This window comes from Glutamicibacter sp. NPDC087583 (assembly GCF_044743685.1).
GTDB lineage: Bacteria > Actinomycetota > Actinomycetes > Actinomycetales > Micrococcaceae > Glutamicibacter.
In genome coordinates, this window is sequence record NZ_JBIUWY010000007.1 from 23,808 (window position 1) to 47,109 (window position 23,302).

Genomic DNA, 23,302 nt, shown 5'->3' on the forward strand with positions numbered 1-23,302 from the left:
TTCTTGGTGGAGCCAATCGCCTGCCGTCCGATGCCGGCAGGTCTTCATCACAGCTGAGGAGCACGAGCATGTTATCCAAGATCCGAGGTGCGCAGATTCTGGCGCTGGCCGCCACGACTGCCCTGCTGGCCACCGGCTGCGCCGCCGATGCAGGCCAGGAAGGGACGTCGGCAGACGGAACCACCACCATCACCTGGTGGCACAACTCCAATAACGGCGACGGCAAGGCCTACTACGAACAGGTTGCAGCCGACTTCGAAGCCGCCCATGAAGGGGTGGAGGTCGAAGTCAGCGCAATGCAGCACGAGGACATGCTCACCAAGCTCGATGCGGCCTTCCAGAGCGGCGACGCCCCGGATGTCTACATGGAACGTGGTGGCGGGGAGCTCGCAGCCCACGTGGCCGCCGGACTGACCAAGGACCTGACCGAGGCGGCCTCCGAGGAAATCGCCTTCCTCGGCGAGAACGCCGGCGGCTGGCAGCTCGATGGCAAGACCTACGCCTTGCCGTTCTCGCTGGGCGGCGCGGGGTTCTGGTACAACAAGGCGCTGTTCGAGGAAGCGGGCATCGGCTCGGCCCCGCAGACCTTCGATGAACTGATTGCGGCCACCGGGAAGCTGAAGCAGGCAGGCATCGACCCGATTTCCATCGGCGCGGGCGACAAATGGCCAGCAGCCCACTACTGGTACTACGCGGCAGTGCGCGAATGCTCCCAGCAGACCCTGGCCGATTCGGTCGCCAATCTCGAATTCAGCGACCAGTGCTTCACCAAGGCAGGGGAAGACGTGGACCAGCTGATCAAATCCGAGCCATTCAACCCGGGCTTCCTCTCTACCCCGGCGCAGTCCGGCCCCACCTCCGCTTCGGGCCTGCTGGCCACCGGAAAGGTAGCCATGGAATTGGCTGGCCACTGGGAGCCAGGGGTCATGCAGGGCCTGACCGAAGACGGCACTGGCATGGGGGAAGACACCGGATGGTTCCCCTTCCCTGCCATTGAGGGCGGCCAGGGCGACCCGGCCGCGCAGCTTGGCGGAGGCGACGCCTGGGCAGTTTCCGAAGGCGCCCCCGACGCGGCGGTGGACTTCGTGAAGCACATGCTCTCCGACGAGGTCCAGCGCGGTTTCGCCGAGCTGGACATGGGCCTGCCGACCAACCCGGCGGCCAAGGACGCGATCTCGGATCCGGCATTGGCTTCGCTGATGGACGTGCGCGACAAGGCGCCATATTTCCAGCTGTACTTCGACACCTCGTTCGGCGCCTCCATTGGCGGGGCCATGAACGACGAGATCGCCCTGCTCTTCGCCGGCAAATCCGACGCGCAGAAGATCGTCGACGCCAGCCAAGATGCCGCTGACCTGGAGAAGTGATCCACGCCGTGGCCCCAGAAGTAACCTACGCAGCCAGTCCGCCAGCCAGCGGTGGCCCAGGGCTTTCCGAAAGGCGGCGTTCTGCGCCAAGCGGACTGCCGCCTGCCGGTGCCAAGCGCACGCGCAAGCCCGCGCAGCGGCGCAAGAACCTGGAGATCCTGTTCTTCGTCAGCCCGGCATTGCTGCTGATCGCGGTCTTCATGCTGGTCCCCATCATCCAGGCCGTGCGCTTCTCGATGTACAACTGGAAGGGCTTCGGCCCGCTGGTGGACTTCGTGGGCTTCAAGAATTACGTCCGGGTGCTGGGCAACGAGGTGTTCACCGATGCCCTGGTCCATAACCTGGTCATCATCGGCGGCTCCATCGCCCTGCAGCTGCCGATCGGCCTGGGCATCGCCCTGCTGCTGAACCGGAAGATGAAGATCCAGTCCCTGCTGCGCACCATCATCTTCGTGCCCTACGTGCTGTCCGAAGTCATCGCCGGGGTGGTCTGGTTCCAGCTGCTGCAGCCGCAGTACGGGGTGTTCGACACCATCTTGTCCAAGCTGGGAATCCAGGGGCCGGCCCAGGGCTGGCTGGGCACGCCGGAACTCGCTTTGTGGACCGTGCTGGCAGTGCTGACCTGGAAGTACCTTGGCCTGGCGGTGATCCTGTTCCTTGCCGGGCTGCAGGGGGTGCCGTCCGAGCTCTACGAAGCGGCGGAAATCGACGGCGCCTCCTGGTGGCAGATCCAGCGCAAGATCACCATCCCGCTGCTGGGCCCCACCCTGCGCACCTGGGGCTTCTTGTCCATGATCGGCTCGCTGCAGCTCTTCGACATGGTCTGGATCCTCACCGGCGGCGGACCGGCCAACGCCACCACCACGATGGCCAGCTTCCTGGTTTCGGAAGGAACCAAGCGCCAGAACTTCGGGATCGCCGCGGCCGCCTCGGTCATCTTGTTCATCGTCGCCCTGGTTCTGGCCATCTCCTACCAGCAGTTCATCCTCAAGCGGGATTCGCAGCCCGATGATGAGCGCACGAAGCGGAAGAAGGCCAAAGCATGAGCGCCACCCTGGCTACCAGGCCCCAGCACACCCCCGCCCAGGCAAAACGCGCCAAGAAGCGCAACGGCCGGCAAGGCGGAAACGTCCTGGTCTACGCCATCGCCTTGGCGGTTGTCGCGATCACCCTGGGCCCGGTCCTCTACGGGGTGCTCGGCGGGTTCCGCACCAACGCGCAGCTGGCCGAGAACCCGGCAGGCCTTCCCGAGCCGTGGGTGCTGGAGAACTACGCCGGCGTGCTGAAGAACCCGGATTTCTGGCAGTACGCGCTGAACTCCACGATGATCGCGGTGATCACCACCATCGTCGTGGTGGTCTTCGGCATCATGGCTGCCTACCCGCTGGCCCGCTACACGTTCCGCCTGCGCGAGCCGATCTTCATGGTCTTCGTGCTTGGCTTGCTGTTCCCGGCCACCGTGGCGATTGTTCCGCTGTTCATCCTGATTACCCGGGACCTGGACATGGGCAACACCTGGTGGGGCGTCGCCCTGCCGCAGGCGGCCTTCGCGCTGCCCATGACCGTGGTCATCCTGCGCCCCTTCCTGATGGCGCTGCCCCAGGAGCTGGAAGAAGCCGCCCAGCTCGATGGCGCCAGCCGCATCGGCTTCTTCTGGAGGATCCTGCTGCCATTGTCCGGGCCGGGCATGGTCACCGTCGGCGTACTGGCCTTCGTCGGCTCGTGGAACGCCTACCTGCTGCCGTTGCTGCTGCTGCAAGGGGATATGCGCACCTTGCCGCTGGGCGTCGCCGACTACTCCAGCGAGCACTCGGCCGACACCGCCGGCGTCTTCGCGTTCACCGCGCTGGCGATGATCCCGGCACTGATCTTCTTCCTGGCCATGCAGAAGCGCATCGTCAATGGACTGCAGGGCGCAGTCAAGGGCTGATCCGCCCCCGCAAGCAATCGAAATCTTTGAAGACAAGGAACTGCCATGAAAACCGTCGAGCAAACCTGGCACGACATCTCACTTCCTGCCGAACAGCGCGTCGCCGCGCTCATGGATGAAATGACCCTGGAAGAGAAAGCCGGGCAGCTGGGCTCGTTCTGGATCCGCCCGGAGGAAGAAAACCAGGACGGGGAAGGCAACGTCGCGCCGATGGCCGATACCTTCACCGCAGGCCCCAGCTTCGAAACCGCCATCAAGGACGGCTTGGGGCATATCACCCGCGCCTTCGGCACCATCCCGCTGGCCCCCGCCGAAGGCCGCGAACGCCTGGTCGAGCTGCAAGAACAGGTCATTGCCGCGAACCGCTTGGGCATCCCGGCCATCGCCCACGAGGAATGCCTGACTGGCTTCACCACCCTTGGCGCGACCTGCTACCCGGCGTCCATTGCCTGGGGCGCCACCTTCAACCCGGAACTCATTGGCGGCATGGCCCGGCGCATCGGCGCCGACATGCTGAAGATGGGAGTGCACCAGGGCCTGTCCCCGGTCTTGGACGTCACCCGCGACTACCGCTGGGGCCGGGTGGAAGAGACCATGGGCGAAGACCCCCACCTGGTTGGGGAGCTGGGCGTAGCCTACGTGCGCGGCCTGCAGGACTCGGGGGTGCACGCCACCTTGAAGCACTTCGCCGGCTACGCGGCCTCGCAAGCCGGGCGCAACCACGCGCCGGTCTCCATGGGCCCCCGGGCGCTGGAAGACACGGTGTTCCCGCCGTTCGAACGCGCGGTTCGCGAGGGTGGAGTGAAGTCCGTGATGAACTCCTATGCGGACGTGGATGGCGAAGCGCCCGCTGGCAGCCACCGGCTGCTCACCGAAGTGCTGCGGGGCCGCTGGGGCTTCGCGGGAACCGTCGTGGCGGACTACTGGTCCGTCAGCTTCCTGCACAGCATGCACGAAGTCGCAGAAGACGAGGACGCCGCGGGCCGGCTGTCCCTGGAAGCCGGCATGGACGTTGAGCTCCCGGAGACCACCGCCTTCGCCAACCTGGCCCAGGCGGTCCGCGCCGGAGCGCTGGAGCAGGAAGTCCTGGACACCGCGGTGCGCCGCGTGCTGGCCCAGAAACTGCAGATGGGCCTGCTGGATCCGGGCTGGAACCCGCGCCAGGCCTGGCTGGGCGATGACGTGGAACTGGATTCGGCCGATAACCGTGCCCATGCCCGGAAAATGGCCGAGGAATCGATCATCCTGCTGCGCAACGAGCAGATCCTGCCCTTGGCCAGCCCGGCACGCTTGGCGGTCATCGGGCCCAGCGCCTCCCAGCCTCGCACCCACCTGGGCTGCTACTCCTTCACCAACCATGTCTACTCGCGCTTCGCCGAGCAGCAGGACTACGGCGTGCCGATGGCCTCGATCCTCGAAGCCTTGCAGCTGGCTCCCGCGCTCGCCGGATCGCAGATCGAGTATGCCCGTGGCGTGGACTTCACCGATCTGGATGATTCGGGCATCGCCCAGGCGGTCCAGGCCGCCCGCAACGCCGAAGTCGCGGTGGTTGCCGTTGGCGACCTCGCCGGGCTCTTCGGCCGTGGCACCTCGGGGGAGGGCTGCGACGTCGTCGACCTGCGCCTGCCCGGGCGGCAGGGGGATCTGGTGGAAGCCGTGCTGGCCACGGGGACCCCGACGGTGCTGGTGCTGGTCACTGGGCGCCCGTATTCGCTGGGGCAATTCGCTGATCGCACCGCGGCCATCATCCAGTGCTTCATGCCCGGGGTGGAAGGCGGGCCGGCACTGGCTGGCGTGCTGACCGGCGAGGTCAACCCCTCGGGCAAGCTGCCGGTGCAGATCCCCGACCATATCGGCGGGCAGCCGGGCACCTACCTGGCTTCCAAGCTGGCGTGGCATTCAGAAGGCGTAACCAACCTCGATCCGCGTCCGCTCTACCCCTTCGGCTACGGCAGCTCCTACACCAGCTTCGAGATCTCCGGGCTGGAACTGCCGGAAACTGAAATCGCTGCCGACGGCACCATTCGGGTCAGTGCCACCGTGGCCAATACCGGAGCGCGCTCCGGTGCCGAAGTGGTGCAGCTGTACCTGGCTGACGCGGTGTCGCAGGTGGTGCGCCCGCGCCGCTGGCTGGCCGGCTTCGCCAAGGTGCAGCTTGAGGCAGGGGAGTCGAAGCGCGTGGCTTTCACCGTGCATGCTGACCGAACCTCGTTCACCGGGCTGTCCGGGAAGCGCATTGTGGAACCGGGCAAGTTCACCGCGCTGGTGGGAACCAGCAGCGAGGACCTGCCACTGCAGGCCGAGTTCCGGATCACCGGGAAGGTGCGCGAAGTGGCCGAGGGCCGCGTGCTGGACACCCCGGTGGACATCGCGTAGCCGCTAGGCGGTGCGCCGCCGCAGGGTCAGGGAACCGACGATCAGCGCGGCGGCGATCCAGGCGGCGATGACCAGCATGCTTCTTGCCGTCGCCGAATCCACTGTTCCCGCCGCGGCATCCGAGAGGGCGTCGATGGCGTGGGACAGCGGAAGCCAGGCGCCGATGGCCTCCAGCGCGCCGGGCAGCTGCTCGCGGGGCAGGATGATTCCGGACAGCAGGAACTGCGGGATGACCAGCGCCGGCATGAACTGAACCACCTGGAATTCGGTGCGTGCGAAGGCGCTGGCCATCAGGCCGAGGCTGATGCCCAGCAGCGCGTCGAGGGCGGCCACCGCAAACAGCAGCCAGAAACTGCCTTCGATCTCCAAGCCGCAAACCCAGATGGCGAAACTGACCGCGATCATGGTCTGGAGGATCGCAACCAGGGTGAACGCCAGCGCGTAGCCGAAGATGAATTCGCCCTTGGCCAGCGGCATGCTCAGCAGGCGCTCAAGGGTTCCGCTGCGCCGCTCGCGCAGTGTTGCGATGCTGGTGACCAGGAACATGACCACGAATGGGAACAAGGCGATCATTGCCGGGCCAATGCGGCTGAAGGCCGGGGTGTCGGTGAAGATCCATGCGATCAGGCCGATCAGCAGGCTGGGCACGATGAGCATCAAGGCAATGGTCCGCGGGTCATGGCGCACCTGGGCCAGGACCCGACCGGTGGTGGCGAGCGTCCGTTTCATGGCTGGTTCCCTTTTGCCGCGATCAGGGCAACGAAGGCATTTTCGGGATTGTCTGCACCGGTTGACTCCATCAATGCAGCCGGGCTCATCTGGCCGAGCAGCTTCCCCTCGCGCAGCAGCAGGATTTCATCGCAACGCATGGCTTCGTCCATGACATGGCTGGAGACGACAAGGCACAGGCCGGTGGCCGCCAACTGCGAGAACATCGCCCACAGATCCGCACGCAGCACCGGGTCCAAACCCACCGTGGGTTCATCCAGGATGACGATTTCTGGCGAGCCGAGCAGCGCGATGGCCAAGGACACCCGATTGCGCTGTCCGCCGGACAGGCCCATGGCCAGCCGGCCAGCCTGGTCCGCCAGGTCCGTGGCTTCGAGGACTCGATCCACTTCTGCTGGGGGCTGGCCGAGGATCTTGGCGAAGTAGGCGATGTTCTGCCGGACGCTCAAATCGTCATAGACGCTGGCTGCCTGGGTCATGTAGCCGACCCGGTTGCGCAGGGACTTGTGCCCGGCGGGCTTTCCGAGAACGGAGACTGTTCCGCTGCTGATGACCTGGTTGCCCACGATGCTTCGCAGCAAGGTGCTCTTGCCGCTGCCGCTGGGGCCGAGCAAGCCGATGATCCGTCCCGGCGCGAGCTGGAATTCCACGTGGTCCAGGACCAATGCCCTTCCGCGTCTGACGTCGAGCCGCTGCACATCGACACAAGCCGTTTTATTCATCACATAATGAATTAGGGACCTCTGCCAGCGGCATGTCAATGGTTCAACGCAGGCAATTGGCCGGTGAGGTAGCGCTGGATGGTGAGGGCCACCAGCTCGATAACCTGCTCATCATCCATGGAGGCCAAAGGCTCCAAGCCAATGATGTAGCGCGCGACAATCAGGCCGACAACCTGGCTGGCCACCAGGGCTACCCTCGGCTCGGCGCTTTCTTCCGGCAAACGCGCACCCAAGCGCGAGAAGATCTGCTCTTGCAGGAATGGACGGAGGACTTTCGCCGCGCTGCTGCTGGAGACCAAGCCCCGGATCATTGCCGTTGCTGCCGTGCAGAAAGCCGGCTTGCGCCAGGTAGCGAGCAATGCGCGAGTCAGCGCCTCGCCCATCTCCTCCAACGGCGCTGTTGCCGCCTCGGCGATGATTTCCCCTGGGTTGACGGGGATGCGCATGGTCTGGACAAACAAGTCGCTCTTGTCCTTGAAATAGTGGTGAACCAGTGCTGGATCCACCCCGGCTCGGCGCGCTACCGACCGGAGGCTGGCTGCCTCGTATCCGGCACGGGAGAACTCCTTGGACGCGGCTTTGAGGATCGCCGCTCTAGTTGTCCCCGTGGTGCTGCCTTTGGGCCGTCCACGCTTCCGCGCGCTCGGGACCTCGTTCGGTACTTGCTCGGTCACGGTTTCAGCATACTTCCGGAATCTTGCGTCAACGCAGCAAGGCCGGGCAAAAGCCCGGCCTTGCTGAATCCGCTAGCTGCTACTTCTTGGCTGCAGGCGCTTCCGCTGCAGCGGCACCCTTGGCGAGTTCCGCGTGCAGATTCGCCACGGATGGGAACTGCAGGTCCGGGCGGAACGGGAAGGTGTCCATGTCTTCGCGGGCGGTGATGCCGGTGTAGACCAATGCGGTCAGCAGTCCGGCTTCCATGCCCGCAACGATATCGGTGTCCATGCGGTCGCCGATCATTGCGGTGGTTTCCGAGTGCGCATCGATTCGGTTCAGGGCAGAACGGAACATCATTGGGTTCGGCTTGCCCACCACGTATGGCTCGCGGTTGGTTGCACGCGAGATCAAGGCCGCGATCGCACCGGTGGCTGGCATAATGCCTTCGGTGGACGGTCCGGTAGCGTCCGGGTTGGTGGCGATGAACTTCGCCCCGCCTTCGATCAGGCGGATGGCCTTGGTGATGGCTTCGAAAGAGTAGGTGCGGGTTTCGCCCAGCACGACGTAGTCAGGGTTCTGGTCGGTCATGATGAACCCCGCATCATGCAGGGCAGTGGTCAAACCGGCTTCGCCAATGACGAAGGTGCGGCCGCCGGGGCGCTGGCGAGCCAGGAACTCTGCAGTGGCCATCGCGGAGGTCCAGATGTTTTCCTCCGGGACGTCCAGGCCCGAGGCCAATAGGCGAGCACGCAGATCGCGCGGGGTGTAGATGGAGTTATTGGTCAGGACCAGGAAGCGCAGGTTGTTGTCGCGCCAGTAGCTCAGCATCTCGGCGGCGCCCTTGATGGCCTGGTTCTCGTGAACCAATACGCCGTCCATGTCCGTGAGCCAGCATTTGATGTCGTGGACAGTTCGCGTACCGCGGATTGAAGTTGTCACGAGGCGTGGATCCTCCCTAGGGAAATATGTGGTGGGAGCTATCGGCACTGAAAGTATCCCGTTCTATTAAGAGATTACACAGGCGCACGCAAATGCACCGTGAACAAGGGCACGAACATAACGAACTAGGCTTAATACTGTGAACGAAGAAACGCATGAACCAGTTAATGACCCGAGCGCGCAGCATGTGATCGGAGTAGGCCCCTGGGAGGGGGAACTGCCAACCGACGGAAAGTACGATCCCCAGCTGCTTGCCGAGGGCGACCGGCGCAACGTCGCGGACAAGTACCGCTACTGGACGATGGACGCCATCATTGCTGATCTTGACGAACGCCGCCACGATTTCCATATCGCCATTGAAAACTGGCAGCACGATATGAACATCGGCACCGTGGTACGCAGCGCAAACGCCTTCCTGGCCAAAGAAGTCCATATCATCGGCCGTCGCCGCTGGAATCGACGAGGCGCCATGGTTACTGATCGTTACCAGCACGTACGCCACCATGCAACAGTGGAGGAGTTCGTTGCCTGGGCTGAAGGCGAGGGGTTGACGATTCTGGGAATCGATATCTTCCCGGACTCCGTTCCACTGGAAACCTACGACCTGCCGAAGGACTGCGTGCTGGTCTTCGGGCAGGAAGGTCCGGGACTCAGCCCGGAAGTCCACGCTGCGGCCAAGGACACCTTGTCCATCGAGCAGTTCGGCTCGACTCGTTCAATCAACGCGGCATCCGCAGCCGGGATTGCCATGCATGCGTGGGTACGCAGGCACGTGTTTGGGCAAAAAGTAGGTTAACAAGAAATTTAATACTGACGAGTTTAGTCGAGCATCTGGATTAGTTATCATTTTCCGCCTACTCTGGGTTTTAGTTATGAAAACGTGATCTGGGAGAGGGCGGTCGTGAAACGACGTCATCAAGTGAACCGTGACTTGCTGTTGCCCGGGCTGCCTCGGCGCAGAAGGCCATTGGTTATATGGTCGACTTCTATCGTCGCCGCGCTAGGACTGACGGGAGCCTTGGCGATCCCGATCATGGCGCAGGCCGGTGACTCCAGGCAGGGCGATATCCCTGTAGGTATCGATGCTGTGGCAGATCCATCAATGTTCAACGGACCGGTCTATGTCAGTGCAGATGCGCCACTGAACTCATTTGGCGGTTCCGGCAAGGAGCTGGCTATTGACGGCCGTCCCGTTGGAATGCTTGATGGCGCTGACGCCGGCTCAGAAGCGTCCGGCAATGACAACGAATCCTCAGCTCTGCTCGCGGGCATGGTCGGCGAGCTCGGTAAATTGCCTGGCGACCTGCAACTGATGCACCCGGTCAAGACCCGCAGTATTTCCAGCCCTTACGGCTGGCGTGCCAACCCTACCGGTCCTGGCAACCAGATCCACATTGGCCAGGACTACCCTATTTCCTGCGGCTCGCCGGTCTACGCTTCTGAAGCTGGAACGGTGACCGTATCGGCATGGGCCGGGCACTCCGGCATGCGCGTGACTATTGATCACGGCAGCAATGTCCAGACTGGCTACAGCCACAATTCGAAGTTGATTGCCAAAGTGGGGCAACGCGTTGAGCAGGGTGAGCTGATCGCCTTGGCTGGCACTACCGGCAACTCGACCGGTTGCCATGTGCACTTCGAGGTCATCATCGACGGACGTTGGCACGATCCGCGTAACTACCTGCCAACCATTCCGGGGCAGCGCCAGGCAATGATTAATTCGCAGCGGCTGACGGTCAATGCGGGCAGTGCTCCGAAGGGCAACGGCTCGCGGGTTCCTGATCGGGCTCCAAGCGGTCCGGATCCAGACGTCATTGTCCCTGAGGATGACACTCCAATCATTCCACGGCCGAAGCCGACGCCATCGGAGTCGCAGCGCCCGTCGCCGAGCGAGAGTGAGACTCCAAGCGGTTCGCATTCTCCGGATGGTTCACAGAGCCCGGACGGTTCGAAGAGCCCTGATAGCTCGAAGAGCCCGGATAGTTCGAAGAGCCCAGACGATTCGAAGAGTCCAGGCGAGAGCGAATCCACGGCACCTGAACCCACGGAAGAACCTGAGGAGGAGGTACCTTCAGTTCCGGAAACGCCAACGGAGCCTGAAAAAGAAGTCGTTCCGGATCCTCCAACCGGCTCAGCTTCTGCGCCAAAGACGGATTCGTCGAAGTCGACCTCGACCGGAACTGAAACTCCGAAGGCTTCCACGAGCTCTGCATCAGTGCCCAGCACCACGACCAAGACACAGCTAGCTCCGTCGGGAAGCACCTCTGTAAGCGCAACAACCAAATAGAGAAGGTAAAAAGCCAGCGGCCAACCGTAATGAGACGAGCTCTCATCTGGGTTGGCCGTTTGCTTTGCGGTCAACCGCGGAATTCCCCGTGTCACGATACGAGATTTAGGGCTTAGTTAGTGACATAGCCGATAGGATGGATGGCGAACCGCCGTCAATGGAGACGCGTAACCTCGCTAATCACCAGGAGTGAAGCATGCCTATCGCAACCCCCGATAAGTACAATGCAATGATCGATGCTGCCAAGGCAGGCGGCTACGCCTTCCCAGCAGTGAACGTGACCAGCTCGCAGACTCTGAACGCCGCAATTCGCGGCTTCGCAGAGGCTGAATCCGACGGCATCATCCAGGTCTCCACCGGCGGCGCCGCATACTGGTCTGGTGCATCCATCAAGGATATGGTTACCGGCTCGCTGGGCTTCGCGGCCTTCGCCCGCCAGGTTGCCAAGAACTACGGCGTGAACATCGCCTTGCACACCGACCACTGCCCAGCGGACAAGCTGGACGGTTTCGTGTTGCCACTGCTTGCCGCTTCGGAAGCTGAAGTCGCTGCAGGCCGCGATCCATTCTTCAACTCCCACATGTGGGATGGCTCTGCTGAAACCCTTGAAGAGAACCTGCGTATCGCCGCAGAATTGCTGCCGCGCACCGCAGCCGCCAAGCAGATCCTCGAAGTTGAAATCGGTGCCGTTGGCGGCGAGGAAGACGGCGTGGAAAACGCAATCAACGACAAGCTGTACAGCACCGTCGAAGATGCCCTGGCTACCATCGAGGCTTTGGGCGCTGGCGAAAAGGGCCGCTACATCACCGCGCTGACCTTCGGCAACGTCCACGGCGTTTACAAGCCAGGCAACGTAAAGCTGCGCCCAGAGATCCTGAAGGATATCCAGGCCCAGGTTGGCGCCAAGATTGGCAAGGCGAACCCATTCGACCTGGTATTCCACGGCGGATCGGGCTCTTCTGAGCAGGAAATTGCTGACGCAGTTGCCTATGGCGTGATCAAGATGAACATCGACACCGACACCCAGTACGCCTTCACCCGCCCGGTAGCTGGCCACATGCTTGCCAACTATGACGGTGTGCTGAAGGTTGACGGCGAAGTTGGCAACAAGAAGACCTACGACCCACGCGTGTGGGGCGCCAAGGCCGAAGAGTCCATGGCTGCCCGCATCGTTGAAGCTGCCCAGCAGCTCGGCTCGGCCGGAAAGTCGCTGAAGTAACCATGGTCGGAGAAAACCTGCTGGGCATCCCGGAAACCCTGCTTCCGGAAGAAACCGAAGTGCTCGCACGCTATGAAGCCGGTGATGAAGCCACGGACTTGGCGGCAAGATTCCCTGCCTCGTCACTGGTTTGGGCGCTGCTTGCCAACGAAGCGCACAGTGAGGGCCGCATCGTGGAGTCCTACGCGTTCGCACGCGTTGGCTACCACCGCGGCTTGGACTCGCTGCGCAAAGCCGGCTGGCGCGGACAGGGTCCAGTGCCTTGGCGCCACGAACCGAACCGCGGTTTCCTGCGTTCGCTTTACGCGCTGGGCCGTGCAGCTGCTGCCATCGGCGAGACTGAAGAAGTCGACCGCATTGGCAAGTTCCTGAACGACTCGGATGCTACGGCCAAGGCTGAAATCGAAGCTGGCAAGTAAGCAATTCTTAAACAGCTATCGGCGGCTCCTCTCGCAAAGAGAGGAGCCGCCGATAGCTGTTTAACGCATCGAGGATGCGCTCATGAACTAGGAAAAATCGGGTGCGCAGAAGCTGAGAAAAACCTGCCAGACGGCGACCTCTCCGTCATGAGAAGGTAAACATGCAGGTCATGACTCATTCAGTAATATGAGGGCGTTCTCATGTTGTTCTACTTTTGGACTCATTTAGTTCACCTAAAGTTCATTTAGAAGGGATCATCACTTCACACCTTTGAAAGGTAGAGCAATGTTGTCATTCTGGATGGGACTAGCGTCCAACGTCATCGGTATTACGGTTCTCGTGTACTTCGTATACTTCCGCCGCCACTTCCGCCGCGACCTCGTATTGGCCTATATTGCTTTGAGCATGGGCATCTTCGCTGTCACCTTATTGCTCTCGGGTAGCGGCGCGGGCATGGGGCTTGGCCTCGGCCTATTCGGTATTCTCTCGATTATTCGCCTTCGTTCGGACACCCTGACCCAGGAAGAAGTGGCCTACTACTTCATTTCACTGGCCATCGGATTGGTCAATGGCTTGCACCCGGATCCGGCATGGTTGGCTCCAGCAGCCACCGCGGCATTGGTCCTGGTGATGTTCTTGGCCGACCACCCGAGCTTCGCCCCACGCACCGATCGCCAGACCGTGACCCTGGAACGTGCCTACCCGAAGAAGGCGGACCTGCAGGCTGCATTGGAAGAACTGCTGGATGCCAAGGTACTGCGAACCGTAGTTGTCGAGCTGGACATGGTTCGCGACCTGACCATCGTTGATGTCCGCTTCCGTACCAACGCTGCCGGCAGCAAGTCCAATGCCAAGTCCAGCGCATCCGAGAGCTTCTCCGGCACTTATGAATTGGCGAACAGCCAGTCCGCACCGGCAGCGCAGAACGGAGCCAAGCAGGAGACGTGGTCCTGATGACGGCGCTTGCTACCAAGCGCGCGGACCTCGCTGCCTCCCAGGCGCGAGCGGCTTTGGAAGAAGCCGTCATCGGCCGGGAACCGATCAGTCTCGAAGAGGTCATCTCCGAAGCCGCGCTGCAGACCCGCGTCGACAAGAAGTTCTTGCTGACCCCAGAGGAATTCACGGAATTATCCGAGCGCTTGGGCGATAAATTCAAGATCATGCAGATCGACGGCTTGCGCACCTTCCGCTACGAATCGGTGTATTTCGATACCGAGGACTACGACCAGTACCGCGCCCACCGCCAGGGACGGCGCCGGAGATACAAGGTGCGTTCGCGCACTTATGCGGACACAGGGCTGTCGATGTTCGAGATCAAGACCAAGGGGCTTCGAGGGTCGACGGTGAAGCACCGCGTAGAGCAGGATCTGGACAGCGCGGGCGAGCTGACCGAAGAGAACCTGGGGTTCCTGGAATCGGTTCTGCGCCGCGAGTACGGGCAGGACGTCCCCCAGCTGCAGCCAGTGCTGGACAGCGCCTACCGGCGTGCGACTTTCGTGAATCCCATCGACGGCGAACGGCTGACCTGTGACGTCGAACTGGAATACGCCAACGGCGAATCGAGGGTTGACGGACCAGACTTGATTGTCGTGGAGACCAAGTCCGCTGATGGCCGGGGCGCTTCGGACCAGGCCTTGGCCGAGCTGGGCATCCGAGAGGTATCGATGTCCAAGTATTGCATCGGCATTGCACTGCTGAATCCGCAGCTGCCAGCCAATCGCTGGAGCCGTTTGCTCCAGCAGAGCTTCGTTCCGGATCCGACGTTGCGCTAGACCCCGTGCAGGATTCGGCTACCGCTCCGAGGCGAGTCGGTAGCCGAATCCGCGTACCGTCTCAAAGCGTTCCGAGCCGAGCTTGTTGCGCAGGTAGCGGACATACACATCCACCACGTTGGATCCGGGGTCGAAATCATAACCCCAGACCCTGGAAAGCAATTGCTCGCGGCTCAGCACTTGGCCGGGGTTGCGCAAGAAGGCTTCGGCCAGCGCGAATTCACGCGCGGAAAGATCGACTTCGCGCTCATTGACCGTCACCCGGCGGCGCAGCAGGTCCATGTTCAGGTCTTCGTGGGTCAGCGAGGAAACTTCAGGTGCATTGTCCTCGGCGCGCAGGCGCAAGCGCACCCGTGCCAGCAACTCATCGAAGTGGAATGGCTTGGCCATGTAGTCATCGGCGCCGTTCTGCAGGCCGGCTACCGTGTCTTCCACGCTGCCGCGTGCGGTCAGGATGATCACCGGAGTATCGATCTGCGCGGCGCGCAGACGCCGCAATACCGAGAAGCCGTCTTCATCCGGCAGGCCGAGGTCGAGGATGATCAGCTCATGATCACCCTCGATGGCCTGGGTGAAGCCATCATGCCCGGTTTCTGCGATGGATGAGGTCAGTCCCGCAGCACGCAGCCCCTTGGCTACGAACGAACTGATTCGCGGTTCATCTTCAATGATCAGTATCTGGCTCATGCTTCCTTGCTTCCAGTCGTCAACGGCATATCAATGTAGAACGTGGAACCCTTGCCATGTTCCGAATTCACCCACACGCGTCCGCCGTGGGTCTCCGCTATGGCCTGCACGATGTTCAGCCCCAGACCGGACCCCGAAGAACGAACCGAGTTCTGGCCACGTCCGAAGCGCTCGAATATACGTTCAAGATCTTCAGCCTGTATGCCCACGCCGGCATCGGATACCCACCAGCGCAAGGTGGTGTTGCCTTGGCCATCGCGGACGATCTCGTTGCCCAAGCCGATGCGGGTATCCTCAGCAGAGAACTTCACCGCGTTGGCGCAGAGCTGCAGCATGGCTTGGGTAGTCCGGATCGGGTCGAGAGTCACGGTGGCCTCGGTGCGGTAGTCAACGCGCCACTGACGCGGCCCCAGACCGCGGGCCTTGTCGAGGATGTCGTCAAGCAGCTTGCCGACTTCTGCAGGCTCCACCTGGAGGAAATCGGTGCGGTTGGACTTTGCCAGGGTGACCAGGTCATTGATCAGCAAGGACATGCGCCCGAGCTCATCCATCGCGATATCCCGGCTCTGGATAACATCATCGGGATCGTTGGGATCCATCAGTTCCAGATGCCCGTTGATGATAGTCACCGGAGTGCGCAATTCGTGCCCGACATCATCGAGCAGCTGGCGTTGGGAACCGAGTGCTCCTTCGAGGCGATCCAGCATTTCGTTGACCGTGACCGTCAGTTCGGCGAACTCGTCATTTCCCGAAACTTCAATGCGCTGGGATACATCGGTCTCGGAAATCTGTTGCGCGGTAGTTTGCAGGCGGCGGATCGGGTCGAGCATCCGTCCTACCACAAGCCAGGCGGCCAGTGCGGCGACGAGCATGACCGAGGCGCCGACGGCGCCGAAGATCATGAAATTGCGGTCATTAGCGATGGCCTCTGCCGAGTAGTCATAGGCCAGCACGAAGGCGCCGTGCTCGTGGTCTGCAGGAAGGCTGACCGGAACAACAACGGCGCGGTAGGTCGTGATTTCCGTATCGACAGTTCCCAAGCGGATATGGTTGGCGTCCTGGACGCTTCTGGCCCATTCCAGGAATTCCGGATCATCTTCCAGGCGGGTGTTGACGATATCCGGTGCGGTCCAACGCACCTCGTCACTTACCAGGGAGAGCATGCCCTGCTTCGGAGAAGGCAGGGTGCGTTGCATTGCAATGTACAGCAGGTCTTCGGCGTGCTTGAAGCGTTCCATGGTGCGCGGATCAACACCGGTTTCGGTGAGGACTTCGAATTCCTTGACGGTGCGAGTCAATGACTCATCCAAGCGCTCATTGAGTTCGTGGCGTTGTACGCCGAAGCTTGCCGTACCCGCTGCCAGCAAGGCCAAGCCAACCAGGAGCATCATCCCGGTCAGAACTCGGGCCCGGATGGACCACCGGCGTTCCGGCGCTCTAGTCGTCATCGTCATCGTCGTCGTCATAGTCTTCGTAGTCGTCATCGTCATCGTCGTCATCGTCGTCATACTGGGTGCCCGAAGGAGGCAGCGGGACAACGGTCTTCTTTGGCGGTGCTGGTGCTGGAGGTTTCGGCTTGGGCTTCGGTGTCGGGGTAGCGCTGGGCTTGGGCTTTTCCGAGGTTGTCGGCTTGGCAGAGGTGCTCGGGCTGGAGGACGGCTTTTGGGATTCAGCCGCCGAGGAAGAAGGTGAAGAGGAAGGAGTGCCAGGTGTGCCGATTGTCGGGGAAGGAGTCACTTCTTCGAAGATGAACCCTTCACCGAGGTCCCGGTCCGCCGGGCCTTCCAAGGCTTGGCTGATTCCGAACGCGCCAAGAAAAACGACTGCGATGACAGCGATCGTCGCAAAGACGCGGCGCAAAGCTTCCTTTCCCATGTTTTTCATTGTGGCTGAAATAAATGAGATATAGATGAGAGACGCCGTTAGATGACAAAAAGCCTGTCTCGGCTAAGCCAGGTGCTCGAAGATAATTACCGTCTGGGTGGATGAGAACGCGCGGTTGGAGCCCAAGTGCGCGGCCACGAATGCCCGTAGGTCTTCGATGCTTTGGGTAGCCACCCGAACCAGCAAATCCGGCGAGCCGCCAAGAACGAAGACTTCCCTGACCTCGGCAAGCTCTTTGAGCTGATGCGCCGAGGAGAGCAAGCGGTCTCGGGCTGTGGACGAGACCACAATAGAGATCATGGCGTTGACGGCAACACCAAGAAGACGCTCATTGATCGCGGCATGGTAACCGGTGATCACCCCCGCCTTGGAGAGTGCTTTCACCCGGCCCAAGCAGGTCGATGGCGCCAAGCCGACTGTGGCAGCCAAGACGTTGTTGGCAATTCGAGCATCCTTGCTCAGCTCGGTGAGAATGGACAGATCCGTTTCGTCGACGCGAACAGGATTCGGCATGGCATCGCCTTGAACCGTCCATAATGAACCTGCCACGGCTAATCAACTCAATTCTTTGGAAAAGTTTGGATCTGGTCGCACTATATCGAACTAGATTCTACGATGGATGCACCAGGGAGAACGGAAGTCCTCCCGCTTTGATCTTGGCCGAACAGGAGATCCAATGACCACGGAACTGACCCGAGAGTCCCTTGCCCAATTGGACGCGGCAGACCCGCTGGTGGCCTTTGGCAACCGCTTCAACCTCCCGGAAGGCGTCATCTACCTCGATGGCAACTCATTGGGCGCGTTGCCGAAGGGTGCAGCCGAACGCGCCGCCCAGGTGGTGACCGAAGAATGGGGCCAGGGCCTGATCCGTTCCTGGAACACCGCCGGCTGGTTCGAGATGCCGCTGAAGCTCGGCGACAAGCTGGGGCGGTTGCTGGGCGCGAACCCCAGCGAGACTGCGATCACCGATACCACCACGCTGAATCTGTTCAAGGCCTTGGCCTCGGCACTGCGCACGCAGAAGGCCGATGCCCCGCAGCGCCGGGTGATTCTCACCGAACGAGACAATTTCCCCACGGACATCTATATCGCCGAGGGGTTGGCCGACCTGGTCAACTCGCTCTCGCAGGAAACCGGTGTGGCCTATGAGGTGAAGCTCATCGATGGAGAGTCCTCGCTGCGCGCTGGACTGGACGAAACTGTCGCCGTGGTGGCTCTGTCGCATGTGAACTACCGCACCGGTTCCATGTGGGACATGGGCGAGACCACTGCAGCCATCCACGGCTCCGGAGCCCTGGTGGTCTGGGATCTGGCCCATGCCGCAGGTGCAGTACCGATTGACCTGAATGCCGCAGATGCCGACTACGCTGTGGGCTGCACCTACAAGTACCTCAACGGCGGCCCGGGCTCTCCGGCTTTCATCTGGGTCAATGCCCGCCACCATGAACGTTTCTGGCAGCCGCTGTCCGGCTGGTGGTCGCACAAGTCGCCCTTCGAGATGGCTGACAGCTACACGCCAGCAAATGACATTCGCCGCTTCATGTGCGGTACCCAGCCGGTTACTTCACTGGCCATGATCGAGGTCGGCCTGGATATCGCGCTGGAAGCGGACATGGACAAGGTGCGCGCCAACTCGCTGGAGCTAGTGGACCTGTTCATCGAGCTGGTTGAAACCCGCTGCGCCGGCTACGGCCTGGAACTGGTGACTCCACGCGAACATGCTGCTCGCGGCAGCCACGTCAGCTTCCGCCATGAGCATGGGTACGAAATCATCGCTGCGCTCATTGACCAGGGCGTCATCGGGGACTACCGCGAACCGGAAGTCCTGCGCTTTGGCATCACCCCGCTGTACCTGACGCGTACCGATATCTGGGATGCCGTGGAGAAACTGCGTGAAATTCTGCACACCAATGCCTGGCAGCGCGAAGAGTACGCCGTGCGTAATGCCGTGACATAACGCAAATTCCGCCGCTTTCGGGTCTTGGTGCGCCGAAGCCGGCGAATCTGCGCGAGAGTAGCCTTAACAGCAGCACGGCATTTTCGATGCCGTGCTGTTCGCATAGGTCTAAAGGGAGCATCGTTGGGCAAGCAGCCGGTACGCGCCATTGAAGTCGGTTCGGGTTTGAAGAAGTCGCTGACTCCTGGGCAGATGTCCATGATCGCGCTGGGCAGTGCCATCGGCACCGGTCTTTTCGCGGGCAGCAAGCTCGCCATCGCCATGGCCGGTCCCTCGGTGATCATCAGCTACCTCATTGGCGGGGTCGTCGCCTTGCTGGTCATGGGCGCATTGGCGGAAATGACCGTCAAGCAGCCGGTAGCCGGTTCCTTCGGGGTCTACGCCGAACGCTATCTTGGACGTTTCGCCGGGTACCTGACCAAGTACCTGTACTGGTCGGCGCTGATCTTCGCCGTGGGCACCGAAGTCAGCGCGGTAGGCGAGTACATGCAGTACTGGTTCCCCGAGATTCCAGGGCTGGTTTGGGTCCTTGTCTTCTCGGCCGCGCTTTTGGGCGTGAACTTCTCCAGCGTGAAGATCTTCGGAACCACCGAATACTGGTTCTCCGCGATCAAGGTCTTCGCGGTGGTCGCGTTCATCATCATTGCCCTCTGGCTGGTGTTCCACGACCCCAGCGACCAATACGGGTTCCATAACTACTCGGCCGAAGGCGGCTTCTTCTCCAATGGCCTGTTCGGCATGTGGACCGCTGTCATCGTGGCGATCTTCTCCTACATGGGCATCGAGGCGATCTCCATTGCCGCCGCAGAAGCAAAGAACCCCAAGATTGCCGTACGCAAGGCCTTCAAGGTCTCCTTCCTGCGCTTGCTGCTCTTCTACGTGTTCACCATGGCCCTGATCCTCGCGGTGGCGCCCACCAGCGAACTGCTGGCCGGCGGATCGCCATTTGTCACTGTGATGTCCCAGATGGGTATCCCGTTCGCCGATTCGGTACTGAACTTCGTGCTCATCATTGCCGCGCTCTCGGCCATGAATGCCCAGCTCTATGCGGCAACCCGCATGCTGCATTCGCTGGCTGATTCCGGGCACGCGCCGCGCCTGGCACACCGGACCAACAGCGCGGGCGCTCCTATCCACGCGGTGTGGATGTCTGCCGGAGGCATCGCCGTGGCAGCACTGGTCTACGCGCTGGTTCCGGAGGGAGGCTTCGGCATCATGATGTCGCTGGCTACCTTCGGTGCCCTGGCGACGTGGTTCATGATCCTGGTGACCCACGTGTCCTTCCGCCGCCAGGTGCGCCTGGACCGGGCCGTCCTGGAGTACAAGCTGCCAGGCTACCCGGCCGCGTCGATTCTCGGCTCGGTACTGCTCGGCGGCCTGCTGGTGACCTCGTTCTTCGTGCCGGAATTCAAGTACACCCTGATCTTCGGTGTTCCCTTCGTCATCGTAATGTCGGTGCTCTACAGGCTGGTTTTCGCCGGCAAGAAACAGCCTGCGGCGAAGTAGCAGGGCAGTCGTCCGCGGTGCTGGTTCGCTTGAGATCTGCGGAGCGGGCACTAAGATCTTAAGGGGCCTGCCGGTTGGCAGGCGCCGCAACTTTCGAGGAGCAATGGTGGCCAAGCTGTATTTCCGCTACGGAGCGATGAACTCGGGCAAATCCACGAGCTTGCTGCAGGCTGCCTTCAACTACGAAGAACGCGGCCAGCGTATCCTGCTGGCCAAGCCGGGGGTTGACACCAAGGGCGAGAAATCAATCGTTTCCCGCCTGGGAATCGAACGCGAAGTCGACTTCAGCGTGGGGCCGGAAGAGAACCTCCGCGAGAAGTTCGCGGCCCATTGCCTCGGCGATGACCCTGATGCCTTGCTGCCGCATGTGGATGCGCCGCCGGTAGCCTGCCTGCTGGTCGACGAAGTTCAATTCCTCTCCCGCACCCAGGTCGATGATCTTCTGCGCATTGCCGTGCTCGATGATGTCCCAGTGCTTGCCTACGGTATCCGTACCGACTTCCGCACCCGTGCCTTCCCGGGCTCGGCACGCTTGATGGAACTGGCGCACTCGCTTGAAGAGCTGAAGACCATCTGCCGCTGCGGGCGCAAGGCCATGTTCAATACCCGCCGATCGGGTGACCACATTGTTTTTGATGGAGACCAGGTCGCTATCGACGGTGAAGAGGTCTGGTACGAGTCGCTGTGCGCTGCCTGCTATCTGGAAGCCTCCGGCGGCAAGCTGGGCTAGCTCGGTAGCCTTTCGGACCGGAAGCCTCGCGCCGGCCGATAGCCGCCGGCGGCCGGTCCACCCAGTGGCGGCCAGCCGGGTAAGGCGCTGGCCGCGGCCCATTCGGCGTTTTCGTTGCGGGTCAGAGTATCGCTGTAGCTTCGATCTCCACGAGAACTGCTGGCTCGTACAGTTGGGCCACGGCGATCAGCGATGCAGGCGGCATTGGAAGCTGCAACCCGATTTCCTCCGCGACGGATTCGACTCCTTGCATGAACTCCGATATTTTGCTGGTTTCCCAGTCGGTTACGTATACGGTCAGCCTGACGACGTCTTGGAACCCCGCCCCTGCCGAGTTCAAGCCTGCGGAAACGTTGCGTAGCGCCTGCGCCACCTGGCCAGCCAAATCGTCGGGGATCCTGGAGCCGTCGGGCATGTGGGCTACCTGTCCGGCGATGTGGATATGCCGCGTGCCGGATCCCACCGCTACGTGGTGGTAGGGAGTTCCGGGGAGCATCCCGGCGGGGCTTGAATAATTCACTGGCATGGAATTCTCCTTCAGTAGTTCGCTGCTGGATGCAGGTATAAAACTTATACTTGGTCTACAAAAGCAACTGCAACGAAACTAGGTGCAATGGAAGAAACCTCCGAATCGCCGCTGGGCATATCGGCTTCCCACCGCGAACTGCTCGACCAGGTCTTGGACAAGTGGTCTTTGCATGTCTTGAGCCAGCTTTGCGAATCACCCAAGCGATTCAACGAGCTGCGGCGAGCCGTTCCGGGAGTGAGCCAGAAGTCCTTGACCAATACGCTGCGCCGGCTGGAGCGAAATGGCGTCATCGACCGCAGGGTATTGCGCTCCCGTCCGGTAGCAGTCGAGTACCGTGTTGCGCCGATAGGCAAGACCATGCGCGCACCGATCGATGCGCTCCTCGACTGGACAGTGAGCCATATGCCCGATATCGAACAAGCGCGGGAACGATACGACCAGCTCGAAGAACAGAACGGCGATGGCTCATTCCAGGAAGAACCTCCAGAATGAAGGTTCATCCCGCTGGCCCTGCTTCCGGCGCATCGGGATCTCTCGAAGGTGCGGTACCGAAGGCCACGGAATCGAATATTCATCGGCACCGATTCATGCCGGACAGCTAGAGGGCCCAAACCCATTGCGGAAGCAACCGCCCGCTTGCGGCCGCAGGCAAATACCAGGGATTCCTGGAGGGAGTCGTGAACAAGGAATTGATGCATGATGCGATCGAGCAAGGGCGTACTGCCGAGGCTGTTGCCATGGCAGTGCTCCACGACCCTGGCATGCTGGTCGAAGAGCTCGACCACCACCGGATCACGCAGGACGCCCAACCGTACTGGGACTTCGCGCAGGAATGGATCGCTGCCGCTCGGGTGCTCGACAAGCCCAGCTGCTTGTCGACTCGGTGCGGGAAGCGAAGAACTACCTGGCAAGTTTGATTGAGGACGTCTCGGTCCTGAGCGATAACCCGGAAGCTGCCTTGGCCAAAAAGGAAGTTCGAGAAATGACCGCTAGCGCGCGGGAGCTGGCAGAGCTGGGAATTCCCGGCGCGAGGCGTTAGCCGATGAGGCCGGCAACGGCCCGCCGCAGCCCCCAGTCGAAGCCATCAGCCAGGGGCGCGTCGACATCGAGCTGCACGAGGTTCTGGCGGTAGGCGACCGAGCCGAGCACGTGGTTCAGCAAAAGCTGCTGTCCATGGCGGGCATTTTCGGCAGGCAGCCCTGCTGCTTCCAGCAGGGTGCGAAGCTGCAGCACCGGCTGGAGCTCGGTGGCCTGCATTGCGGTGGCGACTTCGATGACCTCGGGGCTGTCCTGGATCGGCAGCAACGCGAGGTAGAGCTTGCGCGCCAGCTGCAGGATTGCCTCGGATGGGGAATTGTAGTCCTCGGCATCCACCGACAGCGCAGGGGTATTCAGCAGCTGGGCGGCAACCTGCGCCAGCAGCTCCTGCTTGTTCTTCACATGCCAGTAGAGCGCACCGACCTGGACATCGAGTTCCTTGGCCAATCGGCGCATCGACAAATCAGCCAACCCGAACTGTTGCAGGATGCCGACCGCGGTGTCCACGACCGTTAACTGAGTCAATGCCATGGTGACAAGTCTAGTCGCAACG

General features: G+C 61.7%; 25 protein-coding genes. 15 read left to right on the forward strand and 10 right to left on the reverse strand.

Going from position 1 to position 23,302, the window contains the following annotated elements:
* Positions 1–68 precede the first annotated feature (68 nt).
* From ACIOU9_RS15330 to ACIOU9_RS15345, 4 genes are read left to right on the forward strand one after another with little or no spacing between them, the layout of a single operon-like run.
* Positions 69–1,367 (forward strand): ABC transporter substrate-binding protein, encoded by a 1,299-nt coding sequence (locus tag ACIOU9_RS15330; RefSeq protein ID WP_402697457.1) that lies wholly within the window; start codon positions 69–71, stop codon positions 1,365–1,367.
* A gap of 8 nt (positions 1,368–1,375) precedes the next feature.
* Positions 1,376–2,413, forward strand: a complete 1,038-nt coding sequence (locus tag ACIOU9_RS15335; protein WP_402697458.1) for a carbohydrate ABC transporter permease — start codon at positions 1,376–1,378, stop codon at positions 2,411–2,413.
* A complete protein-coding gene (locus ACIOU9_RS15340; protein WP_105657897.1) occupies positions 2,410–3,297 on the forward strand; it encodes a carbohydrate ABC transporter permease in 888 nt (295 codons plus the stop codon). The genes ACIOU9_RS15335 and ACIOU9_RS15340 overlap by 4 nt, the downstream gene beginning before the upstream one ends.
* A gap of 45 nt (positions 3,298–3,342) precedes the next feature.
* The gene (locus ACIOU9_RS15345) at positions 3,343–5,673 is read left to right on the forward strand and encodes a glycoside hydrolase family 3 N-terminal domain-containing protein (protein WP_133834972.1); all 2,331 of its coding nucleotides are present in this window, start codon (positions 3,343–3,345) and stop codon (positions 5,671–5,673) included.
* A gap of 3 nt (positions 5,674–5,676) precedes the next feature.
* Here the strand turns inward: ACIOU9_RS15345 and ACIOU9_RS15350 are convergent, their stop codons facing one another.
* From ACIOU9_RS15350 to ACIOU9_RS15365, 4 genes are all read right to left on the reverse strand, one after another.
* Positions 5,677–6,402, reverse strand: coding sequence for an ABC transporter permease (locus ACIOU9_RS15350; RefSeq protein WP_133834971.1), 726 nt, complete (start codon positions 6,400–6,402; stop codon positions 5,677–5,679).
* On the reverse strand, positions 6,399–7,124 hold the full coding sequence (locus tag ACIOU9_RS15355; protein WP_133834970.1) for an ABC transporter ATP-binding protein: 726 nt from the start codon (positions 7,122–7,124) through the stop codon (positions 6,399–6,401). The genes ACIOU9_RS15350 and ACIOU9_RS15355 overlap by 4 nt, the downstream gene beginning before the upstream one ends.
* A gap of 35 nt (positions 7,125–7,159) precedes the next feature.
* A complete protein-coding gene (locus ACIOU9_RS15360) occupies positions 7,160–7,798 on the reverse strand; it encodes a TetR family transcriptional regulator (RefSeq protein ID WP_402697460.1) in 639 nt (212 codons plus the stop codon).
* Positions 7,799–7,877: 79 nt separating this feature from the next.
* Complete coding sequence (locus ACIOU9_RS15365) at positions 7,878–8,720, reverse strand: HAD-IIA family hydrolase (RefSeq protein ID WP_105657902.1); 843 nt, start codon at positions 8,718–8,720, stop codon at positions 7,878–7,880.
* Positions 8,721–8,859: 139 nt separating this feature from the next.
* Here ACIOU9_RS15365 and ACIOU9_RS15370 point away from each other — a divergent pair, with 139 nt between their 5' ends.
* The 6 genes from ACIOU9_RS15370 to ACIOU9_RS15395 all read left to right on the forward strand — a co-directional run bounded on the left by ACIOU9_RS15370 (position 8,860) and on the right by ACIOU9_RS15395 (position 14,418).
* Entirely contained in the window at positions 8,860–9,516 is a 657-nt protein-coding gene (locus ACIOU9_RS15370) for an RNA methyltransferase (RefSeq protein ID WP_105657903.1), read from the forward strand.
* Positions 9,517–9,738: 222 nt separating this feature from the next.
* Entirely contained in the window at positions 9,739–11,007 is a 1,269-nt protein-coding gene (locus ACIOU9_RS15375; protein ID WP_133834968.1) for a M23 family metallopeptidase, read from the forward strand.
* A 196-nt stretch (positions 11,008–11,203) separates the two neighbouring features.
* On the forward strand, positions 11,204–12,226 hold the full coding sequence (fbaA, locus tag ACIOU9_RS15380; RefSeq protein WP_133834967.1) for a class II fructose-bisphosphate aldolase: 1,023 nt from the start codon (positions 11,204–11,206) through the stop codon (positions 12,224–12,226).
* Between the two features lie 2 nt (positions 12,227–12,228).
* Positions 12,229–12,645: a DUF3151 domain-containing protein gene (locus ACIOU9_RS15385; protein ID WP_133834966.1), complete on the forward strand. Its 417-nt coding sequence runs from the start codon at positions 12,229–12,231 to the stop codon at positions 12,643–12,645.
* A 286-nt stretch (positions 12,646–12,931) separates the two neighbouring features.
* Positions 12,932–13,600: a DUF4956 domain-containing protein gene (locus ACIOU9_RS15390; RefSeq protein WP_133834965.1), complete on the forward strand. Its 669-nt coding sequence runs from the start codon at positions 12,932–12,934 to the stop codon at positions 13,598–13,600.
* Entirely contained in the window at positions 13,600–14,418 is an 819-nt protein-coding gene (locus tag ACIOU9_RS15395) for a polyphosphate polymerase domain-containing protein (RefSeq protein ID WP_402697462.1), read from the forward strand. The genes ACIOU9_RS15390 and ACIOU9_RS15395 overlap by 1 nt, the downstream gene beginning before the upstream one ends.
* Before the next feature lie 18 nt (positions 14,419–14,436).
* Here the strand turns inward: ACIOU9_RS15395 and ACIOU9_RS15400 are convergent, their stop codons facing one another.
* The 4 genes from ACIOU9_RS15400 to ACIOU9_RS15415 form a co-directional block, all read right to left on the reverse strand.
* Positions 14,437–15,105, reverse strand: a complete 669-nt coding sequence (locus tag ACIOU9_RS15400) for a response regulator transcription factor (protein WP_133834963.1) — start codon at positions 15,103–15,105, stop codon at positions 14,437–14,439.
* Complete coding sequence (locus ACIOU9_RS15405; protein ID WP_402697464.1) at positions 15,102–16,559, reverse strand: sensor histidine kinase; 1,458 nt, start codon at positions 16,557–16,559, stop codon at positions 15,102–15,104. Before ACIOU9_RS15405 ends, ACIOU9_RS15400 begins: the two co-directional genes overlap by 4 nt.
* Positions 16,543–16,980: a hypothetical protein gene (locus ACIOU9_RS15410; RefSeq protein WP_133834962.1), complete on the reverse strand. Its 438-nt coding sequence runs from the start codon at positions 16,978–16,980 to the stop codon at positions 16,543–16,545. Before ACIOU9_RS15410 ends, ACIOU9_RS15405 begins: the two co-directional genes overlap by 17 nt.
* Positions 16,981–17,052: 72 nt before the next feature.
* On the reverse strand, positions 17,053–17,502 hold the full coding sequence (locus tag ACIOU9_RS15415) for an Lrp/AsnC family transcriptional regulator (protein WP_133834961.1): 450 nt from the start codon (positions 17,500–17,502) through the stop codon (positions 17,053–17,055).
* 163 nt (positions 17,503–17,665) lie between these two features.
* Between ACIOU9_RS15415 and kynU the strand changes: the two genes are divergently transcribed.
* From kynU to ACIOU9_RS15430, 3 genes are all read left to right on the forward strand, one after another.
* Positions 17,666–18,946 carry a kynureninase gene (kynU, locus tag ACIOU9_RS15420; protein WP_332731524.1) on the forward strand — a complete coding sequence of 427 codons (1,281 nt, stop codon included), beginning with the start codon at positions 17,666–17,668 and terminating at the stop codon, positions 18,944–18,946.
* Between the two features lie 123 nt (positions 18,947–19,069).
* On the forward strand, positions 19,070–20,452 hold the full coding sequence (locus ACIOU9_RS15425) for an amino acid permease (RefSeq protein ID WP_402697466.1): 1,383 nt from the start codon (positions 19,070–19,072) through the stop codon (positions 20,450–20,452).
* 106 nt (positions 20,453–20,558) lie between these two features.
* Positions 20,559–21,182 carry a thymidine kinase gene (locus ACIOU9_RS15430; protein ID WP_133834958.1) on the forward strand — a complete coding sequence of 208 codons (624 nt, stop codon included), beginning with the start codon at positions 20,559–20,561 and terminating at the stop codon, positions 21,180–21,182.
* A 121-nt stretch (positions 21,183–21,303) separates the two neighbouring features.
* Here the strand turns inward: ACIOU9_RS15430 and ACIOU9_RS15435 are convergent, their stop codons facing one another.
* Positions 21,304–21,708: a RidA family protein gene (locus ACIOU9_RS15435; protein WP_133834957.1), complete on the reverse strand. Its 405-nt coding sequence runs from the start codon at positions 21,706–21,708 to the stop codon at positions 21,304–21,306.
* 87 nt (positions 21,709–21,795) lie between these two features.
* Between ACIOU9_RS15435 and ACIOU9_RS15440 the strand changes: the two genes are divergently transcribed.
* Together ACIOU9_RS15440 and ACIOU9_RS15445 are read left to right on the forward strand one after the other, a co-directional pair.
* Positions 21,796–22,203 carry a helix-turn-helix domain-containing protein gene (locus ACIOU9_RS15440; protein WP_128470770.1) on the forward strand — a complete coding sequence of 136 codons (408 nt, stop codon included), beginning with the start codon at positions 21,796–21,798 and terminating at the stop codon, positions 22,201–22,203.
* A 185-nt stretch (positions 22,204–22,388) separates the two neighbouring features.
* Positions 22,389–22,628, forward strand: a complete 240-nt coding sequence (locus ACIOU9_RS15445) for a hypothetical protein (protein WP_133834956.1) — start codon at positions 22,389–22,391, stop codon at positions 22,626–22,628.
* Between the two features lie 118 nt (positions 22,629–22,746).
* Here the strand turns inward: ACIOU9_RS15445 and ACIOU9_RS15450 are convergent, their stop codons facing one another.
* Positions 22,747–23,280, reverse strand: coding sequence for a TetR/AcrR family transcriptional regulator (locus ACIOU9_RS15450; RefSeq protein WP_133834955.1), 534 nt, complete (start codon positions 23,278–23,280; stop codon positions 22,747–22,749).
* Positions 23,281–23,302 lie beyond the last annotated feature (22 nt).